A 13374-nucleotide genomic window follows, 5' to 3' on the forward strand; every position below is an offset into this window, starting at 1 on the left:
GGTTACTGGGCAGACTGGGAGGCCGGTGCAGCCTCGCTGATCTTCTGCAGATCGGCCCGCAGGCGCTCGGACAGACCAGGGTCCTTAAGGATCTTTTCGAGCTCGCGACGAAACATGGCGTTGTCGAGCAGATTCGACTTGAGGTCGCGCAGCAGGTTGCGTGCGGCCATCAGGGCCCGCAGCTCGGGCACGCGGCTCGCGACCACTTCCGGCTTGAAGTCATCCATGGACTTGAAGTCGAGATCGACCGGCAGCTCCGATCCATCCCGTGCGAGGGTGCTCTCGACCGCGATCCGAGCCTTCGGGTTGAAGTCGGCGAGGACGGAATTGAAGTTGTTCTTGTTGATCGACACCTTCTCGCGCTCAGCGAGGGCTCGTGTTTCCTGGCCGTTGCTGTAGTCGCCCATCACCAGCAGCTTCAGGGGTAGCTCGACTTTCTTCTGCGCGCCGCCCGTATGCAGGTCGAGCTTGATGTTGACCCGTGCCTTGGGCACTTCATTCTGAAAACTTTCGGCCATATGCAATCCTGTTTAATTCGCAAAAACTCGCAATTAAGCGATCTTTAACTCTGAAGGTTGGTGCAACCAGGGAATGACGATCCGGCGGGCAGGGTAGTGGAATCCAGTCGGCAGGGAAATCGCATTTATCCGGTTTTGCACTGGACCTTGCTTTGCGCTCAACTGAGGCTGGAATCGCATTCCCGGTACCGCAATTTGTCGGTAGCGTTCGATGCGCGGGAGCGCACATCGGCGCTAGATGTTGGCTCCTTGCAGTTGGTTCGATCACGCTGACAACGGAGCAGGAAGCATGGCGGGTGAGTTGGATGGACTGAAGGCGTACGGAGCGGAGGCGCTGCGTAATGCGGTGGCCGTGACGGTTACCGGGCGGCAGGCGTACTTCCTCGAGGTGCCAGGGTCCGCCAGCGCCGCTGGGTTGTCAGTGGTGTCTTTCGAGGCAGTGGAGCGCCTGGGCGAGCCCTATGAAGTCCGGGTACGCCTGACACATCCGCTGGAGTTGGGCCGGGCTGAGTACCTGAACCGGGACGCCACCTTCGTCATCGATGCGGGCGAGGACAGTGAGCCGCGCAAGTTCGCGGGCTGGGTTTCAGGGTTCTCGAAGACCCGCCAGACCCGTGACTTCTGCGCGTACGAGATGGTCGTGGTGCCGCAGGTCGCGCGGCTGAGGCTGACGAAGCGCAGCCGCATTTACCAGCAGAAGACTGCCCCACAGATTATCGAGGCCATCCTGCGTGGCCATGAGTTGAAGGGGCATCAGTTCGCTTTCAAGACCCGGCGCACCTATCCGCAGCTCGCCTTTCGCATGCAGTACGAGATGTCCGATTGGGACTACATCCGGCTGCTGATGGAACAGGAAGGGTTGTACTGCTATTTCACGCCGGGCAAGTTCGGCGAGATGGTGGTGTTCGGGGACGACATCGATCACTACATCTACCAGCCCGAGCTGCGTGTGCCCTACCGCGAAACAGCAGGCCTTGAGTCGGGCCTGGAAGCGGTCTACGAAATCCAGACGCACGCAATAACGGTGCCGGCGTCGGTCAAGGTGGCGGACTACAACTCGGCTGATTCGTGGGAACGAAAAGTGGCCGAGGCCAACATCGCCTACAAGGACAAGACGACCTACGGCCAGCCCTACGTCTACGGCACGCATCACCTGGACCAGGCCGGCGCGAAATGGCAAGCGCAACTGCGGCACGAAGCGGCTATCGCTTGGCAGCTGACCTACGCGGGTCAAAGTAACGTGCTGGCATTGCGTCCGGCGCGCATTTTGCGCATCGACACGACCTTGCCGGACGCGCCCAATGGGCAGGTCATCACTGAAGTCATCCACACCGGCGCCCGCGATCAAGCGTACCGCAATACCTACAAGGCCATTCCTTGCGACCGGCGCTTCCGCCTGCCGATGGACGAGTCAAAATGGCCGCGCATTGCCGGAGCGCTCAGTGGCCGGATCACGTCGCCAGGCCAGTACAAGTATGCGTACCTGACGCAGGACGGGCACTACATCGTCCGGTTCGACTTCGACTTTGACGAGTGGCCCAAGGGCGGCGAGAGCGTGCCGCTGCGCCTCGCCAAGCCGTTTGCCGGGGCATTGCAGACAGGATTTCACTTTCCGCTGATTGACGGTACCGAGGTGGCGATTGCCTTCCATGACGGGAATCCCAACAAGCCCTTTATTAGTGCCGCATTACACGCAAGCCTGCAGCCCGATCACATCACCAATCAGGACCGGTGGATGTCACGCAACGTCTTCCGCACGCAGGCCAATAACAAGCTGCGCTTCGAGGATTGGCAGGGGCAGGAGAGCGTCAAGCTATCCACGGAGTACGGTGGCAAGACCCAGTTGAACCTCGGCTACTTGGTCGATCACAAGAAGAAAAAGCGTGGGGAAGGGTTCGAGTTGCGAACCTCAGGTTGGGGCGCGATCCGGGGTGGCAAGGGGCTGTTCCTGTCGGCGGATGATCAGCCGGGCGCGAACGGGCAGCACCTGGACATGCAGTCTGCATTGTGGTTGCTGGAGCAGGCGCTGCAGCAAAGTGAAGCGTTGGCGGACACTGCCAAGGCAGCCCAGGCGATGGCGGCGGACTGCGAGCGGCAGAAGACACTGCTCAATGCCTCGCTGAAGCAACTGAAAGCGGCAAGCCTGCTTGCAAGTGCGCCCGCTGGCATGGCGCTGGTGTCCGGTACAGACCTGCAACTCAGTGCTGCCAACAACATGATCGCGACGGCAGGCGGCAATGCCGACATCAGCGTTCTGCGTCAATTTGCGGTGGCCGCAGGCAATGGGATATCTCTTTTTGTGCAGAAGCTCGGGATAAAGCTCTTTGCGGCCAAAGGCAAGGTCGAAATCCAGGCGCAGAGCGACGAGTTGAACCTGACGGCGCTGAAGGACCTGAAAGTCATCAGTGTCGATGGCAAGCTGATTCTTTCGGCCAAGACAGAAGTATGGATTGGCGTAGGGGGCTCCTACATTCGCATCACGCCGGAGCGCATCGAGAACGGTACGCCGGGCGATATCTACGAGAAGTGCGCAGCGTGGGATAAGAAAGGCGCGGCATCCATGCAGGTTTCGACGGCGCTCAACAGCGGGCTACCAAAGCAGCTTCTGATGCTCAATACCGCAGCCTCACCGGCGTCCAGCAATACGCTGCCGGCCGGGATGCCGTACAAGCTGCTGGCGGGGGGCGCGGTGGTCAAGCAAGGCGTGATGGATGGAACTGGCTTCATCCCCGTGGATCACCTGCCCACCACTCAGGCGTACCAACTGGAGCTTGCCAACGGTGCCAAGTACACGTTGCCGGTTGCGGACGATTATCGGGGCGATGCCGCGAACGGCGAGCTGGCGAATCAAGGCATTCATTTTCACGAGGCCGCGCACGGCAGCGACGGTGCTGCAGCTGACCGGGCAGCCCATCGGCGGGCTTACCACGAGACGTTCAATCCGGAATCGGAAGCATGACACAACCCTTCATTACCGTACCTATTGCCTTGTCATGCACGCGCAGTGCAACGATCACCCTGCCGTGGTTCGTCCAGTGCACCGAGTACAACCCAGCGCCCGCCACCTTCAAGCCGCTGGTGAACGGCGAGACGGCATTTCGTGACATTTACGACGCGATTTTCCTTGCCGTGAAAAGCGTGGACATCATCTGCTGGGGTTTCCAGCCGTCCATGTTCTTCAAGCGTGGCGCAGGCGGACAGGGAACAAAATGCATTGGCGAATTGCTGGAGGACGTAGGCAAGCGCGGCGTTAAGGTGCGCTTGCTGTGTTGGGGTGGGCAGGTGCTTGGCCTACCGGAAATCAACAACAGATTCGGCCCCGAGCCAAACATGCCACACCGGCCCGCCGCTCACATGAGGCCAAGACCGCACCCGAGCAGGCATGCCGAGGACTTCGATCGCTGGTGGTACTGGTCGGTCGCGCAGAAAGATCCGAGAAGGCTGACGTTTCGCAATGTGGTCATGGACCCATCGGTCATTGCCAGACACATCCCCTCGGTCTGGCAATTGGCGGCGCTGAAGAATGTCGAGTTCATGACGCGGGACTTCGATTTGCCGAGCCGGCTGGAGATTGCCTTCAGGACCAGCCTGTTCGGTGCGGACAAGCAGCGCGGCGCGGGCAACAAGGCTGCCGGAGGGGCGGCCATGGGCCTTGCCGCGCCGACGCATCACCAGAAAATGGTGTTGGTCGATTACGAGGTCCCGAACAAGGCGGTTGGATACGTGATGGGACACAACATGCTGGACCCGTACTGGGACACCGATGACCACAGTGCGGCCAAGATGCCGTGGGGGTATCTTGGTCGCAATGGCGCGACACCGAGGCACGACATCTCAAGCCGGGTGACCGGCCCAATTCTCCAATACCTCAACGACAATTTTTGCGAAGCGTGGGATCGGGAAACTGGCGCCGGTCTGGGTAAGGCGCGCAAGCCAGCCGCAGCCGGTCTCAGAATGCTACCGTCGCTAGGCGACAAGGTGATGGCCCAGGTGCTGCGCACACACTCTCAGAACGGCAAGCAGGACATCGAAGAAATGTATCTCCAGGCGGTGAACAATGCGACGCAGTTCATCTATATCGAGAATCAGTACTTTCGGTTCAAGCCCCTGGCGGACAAGATCAATGAAGCGGTAAAGAAGCAAATCCAGTGGGGGCGCGACCCCGGTCAACACGGGGCCATCCATCTCTTTGTGATCACGAACTCCAGCGACGAGGGTATGGGCGATGGGACGGTCAACACCTACCGCATGCTCAACGCGCTGGGACGGGCCGAAGTCATTCCGGGCGTGGCGAAGCTGGAGCAGGAAGATGTTCGCCAGGCCGATCTGCAGCGCCAGTATGACGCGGCCAGAGCACAAGCGAGGGAAGCCCAGGGAGCGGTTGCCAGGGTGTATCAGTTCACCCATCTCGGCGATGCATATGTGCAGAAGTTGCTGGCTCGAGCCGAAGAGAAGCTTCAGCAGGCCCGCGCGAAACAAGCGGAGGTAAAGGCGCAGATGAAGGCGCCACCCAATGCTGTCCTGCCTGCACCGATTGACGGCTTGAAGGTCCACATCTGCACCCTCGTAGCACCCGACTCGCCGCCGGACAAGTGGCAGGACGTGTATATCCACGCCAAGCTGATGATCGTGGACGATGTCTTCATGACGCTGGGATCGGCCAATATCAACACGCGCAGCATGGAGGGCGACAGCGAACTGAACATCTGCCATGAGAACGAGGCAGTGACGCGGCCATTGCGCCGGAAACTTTGGCATGACCATACGAAGGGGATGGGCGATCACGATGATCCGGCGGAAGCATTCAAGCAGTGGGGGAAGATCATCAGACGGAATGCAGATAATCGGAACAATGGGAACGCCCCAGAATCGTCGCTGATTGAGTTCAGCCGCAAAGATCCGAAGCGGACCTACAAGGACTGACCGATGCGCATCGCACTGGCCGTACTGCTGGCGGCCTTCACGCTCACCGCGTGTTCCAAGGAAACCTCTATGCCGACCGTCCCCGATCTGGCCACCGTTCGCGCCAATCTGGCCTTTACCTGCGTCCGCGAGGCGGACCATCTGCCGCCGCTTGATCCGGAGGCCGATGTGTTGTTCAAGTACGCCCGCTATCTGCAGAAGCTTGAGGGACCCAAGGACTTCGATGACGTAGCGCGCTACTACCGGATCGCGGCGGCTCATGGGCATTACAAGGCCAACAGCAACCTGCAGAAACTGGTCTCGGAAGGCATGGCGTCATCGCCGCTCCCACAGAGGGAGAGCGTCGCGCTGGCCAGTCAGTTGATCGACGCGGGCGTGCCGTCGGGCTACTACGACATCGGCTATTACCTGAACCTGGGATATGGACTCAAACAGGACAAGGAGATGGCGCTGCGTTATTTCCGCAAAGCTGCCGATCTGGGCAACGCCGACGCCCAGTTTTACGTTGGCGATCTGCTGGCGCCCCGGGATAATGCGCCGGAAATCGCCAGGCAGATGCGGCAGTGCGCGACGGAGCAGGGACACGGCGAGGCAGCTGGTACGCTGGGCGTCAATCTAAGTGGTAAGAAGCATTTCCCCGAAGCGGTGGCTGCATTTCAGAAGGGCGTGATAGCGGGTGATTCAATGTCTGCGTCATTTCTGGAAGATGGCTTTAAAGCCCCCCCTCCCTCGGACGGATTGAATTACCTCGCCCTTCCAAACGACCCCGAACGCTCGCGGCGCTACGAGTTGATCTGGCGGTTCCTGATACGCAACGACGGCCGTAACCCCAAAGTGCCGGACATTGACCAGATCGTGCCACTGCCGCCGGCGAAGCTGCCGCCCTGGGATGGCACCTTCCAGTGGCAGAAGGAACAGGATGCCGCGGTCCCACTGGAAAAGCCATCGGTCGAACTCATCAACCGCCTGAGCGAGGCCAAGAACCTCGACCCGGCCACCGGCCTGCCGCTGACCACTTCAGCAAAGACCGCGCAGACGACGACCTCTGCGGCGGAGCAGAAGGCGCTGCCACTCGGTACTAAGGCGAGCACGGGCGAGCAGTGTCCGCAACGTGGACTGTGGTGCGTCAGAGGTGCCGCAAGCATCTCGGGCTCCAGGCGCGAGTTCGAGAAGGGGGACATTCTGCCTCCATTGACGGCCTACGATCCGCGCCCCTTTGCGTGGATGGATTCCCTGCTGGGAATGCGTGAGCAATCCGCTGACGTGACCTGGGAACTCATTGCCTACAGAGCCACGAGAACGACGTGGTGACGCGGCCATTGCGCCGGAAACTTTGGCATGACCATACGAAGGGGATGGGCGATCACGATGATCCGGCGAAGGCATTTATGCAGTGGGGGAAGATCATCGGAGAGAACGCGAGACGCAAGAAGACCGGGAAAGAAGCGCCCCATGCCTCTCTGATCGAATTCCACCGCGACGACCCGAAGCGGACCTACAAGGACTGACCGATGCGCATCGCACTGGCCGTACTGCTGGCGGCCTTCACGCTCACCGCGTGTTCCAAGGAAACCTCTATGCCGACCGTCCCCGATCTGGCCACCGTTCGCGCCAATCTGGCCTTTACCTGCGTCCGCGAGGCGGACCATCTGCCGCCGCTTGATCCGGAGGCCGATGCGTTGTTCAAGTATGCCCGCCATCTGCAGAAGCGCGAGGGACCCAAGGACTTCGATGACGTGGCACGTTACTACCGGATCGCGGCGGCTCATGGGCATTACAAGGCCAACAGCAACCTGCAGAAGCTGGTCTCGGAAGGCATGGCGTCATCGCCGCTCCCGCAGCGGGAGAGCGTCGCGTTGGCCAGCCGGTTGATCGATGCGGGCGTGCCGTCGGGCTACTACGACATCGGCTACTACTTGAACCTGGGATATGGACTGAAGCAGGACAAGGAGATGGCGCTGCGCTACTTCCGCAAGGCTGCCGATCTGGGCAATGCGGATGCGCAGTTCTACGTCGGGAAGCTGCTAGCTCCCCGGGATAAGGCGCCGGAAATCGCCAGGCAAATGCGACAGTGTGCGACCGATCAAGGACATGGAGGTGCGGCTCATACCTTAGGTATTGATTTGCAGATTGATGGCGTCTATTCCGACGCGGTGAAGGCATTCCAAGAGGGCGTGATAGCGGGTGATTCAATGTCTGCGTCATTTCTGGAACATGGCTTCAAAGCCCCCCCTCCCTCGGACGGATTGAATTACCTCGCCCTTCCAAACGATCCTGAACGGTCGCGGCGCTACAAGCTGATCTGGCGGTTCCTGATACGCAACGACGGCCGTAACCCCAAAGTGCCGGACATCGATCAGATCGTCCCACTGCCCCCTGCGAAGCTGCCGCCCTGGGACGGCACCTTCCAGTGGCAGAAGGAACAGGATGCCGCGGTCCCGCCCGACAAGCCATCGGACGAACTCATCAACCGCCTGAGCAAGGCCAGGAATCTTGATCCGGCCACCGGTCTGCCGCTGACCACTTCAGCAAAGACCGCGCAGACGGCGACCTCGGCGCCGGAGCAGAAGTCGCTGCCGCTCGGTACTGAGGCGAGTACGGGCGAGCAGTGTCCGCAACGCGGACTGTGGTGCGTCAGAGGCGCCGCCAGCATCTCGGGCTCCAGGCGCGAGTTCGAGAAGGGGGACATTCTGCCTCCACTGACGGCCTACGATCCGCGCCCCTTTGCGTGGATGGATTCCCTGCTGGGAATGCGTGAGCAATCCGCTGACGTGACCTGGGAACTGATTGCCTACAGCAATCAGGCCTGACGAACACTGCAATGCCAGATGGCATGCCGCTCGGTGTGCTGGATCAGCCCATGCCTGCGCCGTGGGCCTTGATTTCTACGACTTAGGAGAAATGACTTGCCCGATTTCGTTCGCCTGGGTGACAGCACCGACCACGGGGGGAAGGTCATCACGGCTTCGTCCACGATGAACTATGACGGCCGGCCATTGGCCCGTAAGGGCGACCGGGTGTCGTGCCCCAAGCACCCCAACGTGCTTCCTAATCTGATCATTGACGGTGATGAATCCATGAAGGATGAAAGTGGCAGGCCACTCGCGCGCCATGGCTATCGCGCCACGTGTGGCTGCAAGCTGATATCGAGCCTTATCTGAGCGCCACGATGCCCATTGAGTTGCCTGAACCGCCCTCAGGTGAGGGGGCACCAAAGCCGCCCAATCTATGGGTCTGGCTAGTGCTGCTGGTCGTCTGTCTTGCTGCAGGCATTGTCTGGACGCTACTGACATGGCCCAAGGGGCAGTCTACGGGCACTTCGCGTTTCTGGATGCAGCTTCTCGGTTATCCAACCTTGGCATGTGCGGTTGCGTTCGGACTTCGCCTGCACTTCTACGAGGAGGCTTGTAATTACTTGATGGCCCAAGAGGAAGTCCTACAAGCTGATCGTGAAGAAGCCATTGCCTTCGGCAGCGAGCCGCTGGTCGTGATCGGGATCGCGTACCTGTGTGGGATGGGCTCGAGTGGGGTGTCAGGACGAGTTGCTCAGAAAGAGTCGGCCCTTGAGGCACGCGCGCCGAAGCGAGACATGGCGCCGATTCGTCATACTCGACTGGCATTACCTGAAGAGTATCAGGGCACTGACCGGTACCGGCAGGTATTCCGGGCGCTTCTGGCAAAACTCGACCATGCATTGTGCGCCTTGCCATCCGGGGTGCCTTTCGACGTGCAATTGCAGTTGCCGGGTGATGCGGATTCAGAACCACTCCTGACGATTTGGTCTACATGCTGGGATGACTGTGGCCTTCGCCCGACCAAGGCCAGGTTGCTGCCTGACGGGGCAGGTCTGATGGCGCTGGATACCTGGCTGGATGAGTACGGCGGACCTGCCTTGGAAAAATTCACGCTATTTGTGGCGCTCCAACTGAATGACGAGCCGCCAGCAAATAGCGCCGAGGTCGCCGTCGCATTGTTGCTCGGGTGGCCGCCGATGGCGCAGCGGCGTGACGTTTTGCCCATTGCGATGCTGCATCGCCCAGTGGCATGTGAAACCGACGGTTTCGCCGAATCCTTGAGGACTGTCGCTCTATTAGGCAGAACGCCACCCAACGAGCTTCATCAGCTTTGGCAATCCAGCCTGTCGAAGGTGGACAAGGCTGCACTGCTCAAGAGCGCATCGGAGGTTTCGCTCGAAGCGGCAGAAGCTGATGATTTGAGCGGCATCCATGACATTGATGCCGCGCTTGGTAACCCTGGCGTTGCGGCGTCATGGTTCGCTACGGCACTCGCGGTGGAGTACGCACAGCAAAATAATGCGTCGCAGTTGATTGCCTGCCAGGAAGACACACTGCGATTGGCGGTGGTACGTCCCACCGACAGCCAAGCCGAATTGGAAACGACTTGATGGAAAACTCGAAGAGTTGGGGGTACAGGATCGTGGTCCTTGCCGTTGCGGCGGCATTGGTCTCCATGGCGTATTTCCATGGCACTGGAAGCGAGCCAGCCTGGAAGCAAATGGAACTCGTGGCACTGATTGGCCTGGCGGCAGTGTTACTGCGTGGCCCGATCGCCGCCGCCTGGAAAACTGTCGCGAGTCGCTCGAATGAACGGAAGCGGCATCAGCGCGACCCGGCCGCGCGTGTCGGCAAGGGCGCTGGGTCGAAGATAAATCTCGCGGCATTGCAGTATGCGAACCTTAAGCTGGCGTTGCGGGAGCACCGCTGCCGCCGGCTACCGCGTCTGTTGGTGACGGGCAACGATGCCGCTGTTAGTCGGCTACTGCCGGAACTGGAGGAGGCGGGCTGGTTCGACACATGCGACGCGCTGCTGCTTTCGAGCAAGACCAGCAACGAGGGCCAGCCAGATACTGCCTGGCTTAAGCGACTCTACAAGCTACGCCGCCGCCGACCGGTGGACGCGGTGATTGTCGTCACCGATGGCGCGGCGGATCTCCCGATGCCACGCCGTGGCACGCATCCTTACAGTATTCGCCTAGCACGGATCATCGAGATACTGCGCTATGCAGCGCCGGTCTATGTGGTCGATGTGGCGGGAATGGATCCTACCGTCAGCAGCGACGCGCCGATTATCGTTTGTGCACTGCCGAATCAGGCAGATGCGTCTGCCATCGAAGAAGCGCTGCTATTGCTGCGCAACCAGCTGGCGCGGCGCGGATTGGACCAGCTCACCCAGGAAGATCGTTATCCCTATCAGGCTCGACTGTCCCAGCGATTCGACACCCGTAGCAAGGCGCTGGCCAAATGGACTGCCGGTCTGATTGCTGGCCAAATTGCCGTCCGTGGCATCGCCTTTGCCCCATACCCTTCGGGGACAAGCACTAAGCCCGAGATGCCAGGCAGTGCCGACCTGCCGCACTGGCGCTACCTAAGTGAGGCGGCTCGCCGTCAGCCCGGCAAGCGAATCGGCTGGCACCCGATGACGGTGTGCGTTGGATTCGCGCTGGTGGCAGTCGGCTTGTGGTTCGCAGGCATGCTGGCATCAGGCTGGTTCAACAGCCGGGATGTTTATGCTGCGCAGCAAGCTGTCACGGAAATCGGTTCGGCACGGAACCCCGCCACCCGCCTGCATGCACTGCTGGCCCTGCAGCAGCAGATCGAGCGCTACGAATACCGCACGCAGCAGCACGCGCCGCTGCTGACCCGCTTCGGCCTGAACCGCGACGCCGATGTGCTGGCCGCACTGTGGCAGCCCTACGTGAAGGCCAGCCGTGAGCTGCTTGTCACGCCGGTGCAGCAGAATCTGGAGGCGACGCTGGTGGACCTCGGCCAGTTGCAGACTACGACGCTGGATGACAAGACCAGTCAGTGGGCGCTGAGCGGTCGCGATGACCTCAAAGCCTACCTGATGCTGGCCTATCCGGAGCGCACCGAGGCCGATTTCCTTGCCGGGCGTCTCCCGCACGACTGGTCCACCGAAGCCCGCATCACACCGGGAGAAAAACAGGCTCTGGCCGAGCGCCTGTTCAAGTTCTACGCGCAGCACCTGAAGGCCAACCCGGACTGGAAGATCGAGCCGCGCCCCGAACTGGTGGCCGGTGCGCGACAGACGCTGCTGGCGGTCATCGGCGCGCGCAGTGCCCAGGAGACGCTGTACCGGGGCATCCTGAATGGCGCCGGCAACAAGTATCCGGACCTGACGCTGCCGTCGCTGACCGCTGGTACGGATGCGCGCGGCCTGCTGCGATCCGCCGCCGCTGTACCGGGTGTTTTTACGCGCCAGGCGTACGAAGGTTATGTGGCCGATGCGATTGACGCCGCCGCCACGCGTCGCGATGTCGCCGCAGATTGGGTACTGACCGGCAGCCAGGTGGCTGCCGTCACGGCTACCAAATCCGCTGACGAACTGCGCGCGGCCCTGACCGAGCAGTACTTCGCCGAGTATGCCGCGCACTGGCAGGACTTCATGAACAGCCTGCAGTGGGAGTCAGCGGCCACCTTGCCCGCCGCCATCGATCAACTCAAGCTACTGGCCGATGCGCGCCAATCCCCGGCGATCGCGCTGATGAAGTCGCTTGCCTACCAGGGTGGTGCGGGTGTGCAGAAGACTTCCCTGTCGGACACACTGGTGAACAAGGCCAAGGACATCCTCGGCAAGAAGGACGATGCGCCCAACAGCGCCAAGGCGGCCCCGGCTGGCCCGCTGGACGCCGCGTTTGGCCCGGTACTGCGCCTGGCGGGACAGCCCGGTCAAGCAGGGCAAGGCGGCAACAACGACCTGAGTCTGCAGCGGTATCTGGACCGGATCACGGCTTTGCGCCTGCGCCTGCAACAGGTCAGTATCGGCGCCGACGCGGATGACCAGGCCCGCCAGATGGCGCAGGCGATGTTCCAGGGCAAGAGTTCGGATCTGGCCGATACGCAGGCGTACGCGCAACTGGTAGCGGCGAGCCTCGGCGCGGAATGGGCGGGCATGGGCGAAACGCTGTTTGTGCGTCCGGTTGCGCAGGCGACGCAGGCCATCGTGCTGCCGGCACAGGCCAGTCTGAACGACGTCTGGCAGCGGTTCATTATGGCGGAGTGGAATCGGATCTTCGCCGGGCGTTATCCATTCGCCAACACGACCAACGACGCCTCGCTGCCAGAACTCGCGCAGTTCCTGCGTCCGCAGGGCGGCACGATCCAGACGTTCCTGGCCACCCAGCTCGCGGGGGTGCTGGAGTTGCAAGGCGATCAATGGATGCCTGCCGCTGGCGCGCGTGGCATCACGTTTGACCCGGAATTCCTCAAGACCATCAACATCCTGCAGCGCATCGGCGCCCACATGCTGGTTCAAGGGGACCCGCAGTACCGCTTCGAACTCAAGCCGATCGCGACGCCGGGACTCACCGATACGAAGCTCACCATCGACGGGCAGAAGCTGCACTACTACAACCAGCGTGAAACCTGGAACCGGATGACCTGGCCTGCGAGCAACCTCCAAGACCCGGGCACGCTTCTGCAATGGCAAACCGAGAAGGCAGGCACCAACAAGAACTATGAATATGGCGGACGCTTTGCGCTGCTGCGCATGATCGGACACGGCCACATTGTCCCGATCGATAGCGCCACGGTGCAGATCACGTGGCCTGCTGTGCCGGATACACGTGGCCCCTTGGAAGAATCCACCGACGCGCAGTCTGGCAAGGCGCCTTACGAGATTCGCTTCCTGATGCGTAGCGAGGCTGGCCAAGGGGTATTGGAGTTGCTGCCCCTGAGGGGTCTCAAGCTGCCGCAGCGCGTGTTCCTGGTTGGCAAAGGCGGCGCAGCAGTGGATGTGCCTTCGCCCGCAGCACGGAATGCTAAACGCGGAGGCGTGTGATGACCACGAGGATGATCGGGGTCATCACACTTCGCCCATGTCCGTTCTCCGCAGGGGCACCTGACGCCGGCCATGGAAGCTTCGGCCTATGCCTCGACCTTTTGACCGTGCGAGT

9 protein-coding genes are annotated in these 13374 nt (G+C 61.2%); 8 read left to right on the plus strand and 1 reads right to left on the minus strand.

The genetic code is table 11. The features are described from left to right. Window positions 1-2: 2 nt before the first annotated feature. Window positions 3-518: a type VI secretion system contractile sheath small subunit gene (tssB, locus tag RMET_RS03155; protein ID WP_011515482.1), complete on the minus strand. Its 516-nt coding sequence runs from the start codon at window positions 516-518 to the stop codon at window positions 3-5. Window positions 519-807: 289 nt separating this feature from the next. Here tssB and RMET_RS03160 point away from each other — a divergent pair, with 289 nt between their 5' ends. From RMET_RS03160 to RMET_RS03195, 8 genes are all read left to right on the plus strand, one after another. Beyond that, window positions 808-3477 (plus strand): type VI secretion system Vgr family protein, encoded by a 2670-nt coding sequence (locus RMET_RS03160; protein WP_011515483.1) that lies wholly within the window; start codon window positions 808-810, stop codon window positions 3475-3477. Next, a complete protein-coding gene (locus RMET_RS03165) occupies window positions 3474-5441 on the plus strand; it encodes a phospholipase D-like domain-containing protein (protein WP_011515484.1) in 1968 nt (655 codons plus the stop codon). The genes RMET_RS03160 and RMET_RS03165 overlap by 4 nt, the downstream gene beginning before the upstream one ends. Before the next feature lie 3 nt (window positions 5442-5444). Continuing rightward, window positions 5445-6752, plus strand: a complete 1308-nt coding sequence (locus tag RMET_RS03170) for an SEL1-like repeat protein (RefSeq protein WP_011515485.1) — start codon at window positions 5445-5447, stop codon at window positions 6750-6752. After that, on the plus strand, window positions 6746-6949 hold the full coding sequence (locus tag RMET_RS32015; RefSeq protein ID WP_227874062.1) for a hypothetical protein: 204 nt from the start codon (window positions 6746-6748) through the stop codon (window positions 6947-6949). Before RMET_RS03170 ends, RMET_RS32015 begins: the two co-directional genes overlap by 7 nt. Window positions 6950-6952: 3 nt before the next feature. Then, the gene (locus RMET_RS03180) at window positions 6953-8251 is read left to right on the plus strand and encodes an SEL1-like repeat protein (protein WP_011515487.1); all 1299 of its coding nucleotides are present in this window, start codon (window positions 6953-6955) and stop codon (window positions 8249-8251) included. 96 nt (window positions 8252-8347) lie between these two features. After that, on the plus strand, window positions 8348-8602 hold the full coding sequence (locus RMET_RS03185; protein ID WP_011515488.1) for a PAAR domain-containing protein: 255 nt from the start codon (window positions 8348-8350) through the stop codon (window positions 8600-8602). Next, on the plus strand, window positions 8569-9846 hold the full coding sequence (locus tag RMET_RS03190) for a hypothetical protein (protein WP_011515489.1): 1278 nt from the start codon (window positions 8569-8571) through the stop codon (window positions 9844-9846). Before RMET_RS03185 ends, RMET_RS03190 begins: the two co-directional genes overlap by 34 nt. Window positions 9847-9911: 65 nt before the next feature. Continuing rightward, the gene (locus RMET_RS03195) at window positions 9912-13259 is read left to right on the plus strand and encodes an ImcF-related family protein (protein WP_011515490.1); all 3348 of its coding nucleotides are present in this window, start codon (window positions 9912-9914) and stop codon (window positions 13257-13259) included. Window positions 13260-13374: the final 115 nt, after the last annotated feature.

The organism is Cupriavidus metallidurans CH34 (assembly GCF_000196015.1).
GTDB classification, from domain to species: Bacteria; Pseudomonadota; Gammaproteobacteria; order Burkholderiales; family Burkholderiaceae; genus Cupriavidus; species Cupriavidus metallidurans.

What these genes read in the sequence shown, in the direction of transcription:
- RMET_RS03170 (WP_011515485.1), top strand. Translation starts at nt 5,445, where the DNA reads ATGCGCATCGCACTGGCCGTACTGCTGGCGGCCTTCACGCTCACCGCG.
- RMET_RS03165 (WP_011515484.1), top strand. Translation starts at nt 3,474, where the DNA reads ATGACACAACCCTTCATTACCGTACCTATTGCCTTGTCATGCACGCGC.
- RMET_RS03195 (WP_011515490.1), top strand. Translation starts at nt 9,912, where the DNA reads ATGGCGTATTTCCATGGCACTGGAAGCGAGCCAGCCTGGAAGCAAATG.
- RMET_RS03180 (WP_011515487.1), top strand. Translation starts at nt 6,953, where the DNA reads ATGCGCATCGCACTGGCCGTACTGCTGGCGGCCTTCACGCTCACCGCG.
- tssB (WP_011515482.1), bottom strand. Translation starts at nt 518, where the DNA reads ATGGCCGAAAGTTTTCAGAATGAAGTGCCCAAGGCACGGGTCAACATC.
- RMET_RS03160 (WP_011515483.1), top strand. Translation starts at nt 808, where the DNA reads ATGGCGGGTGAGTTGGATGGACTGAAGGCGTACGGAGCGGAGGCGCTG.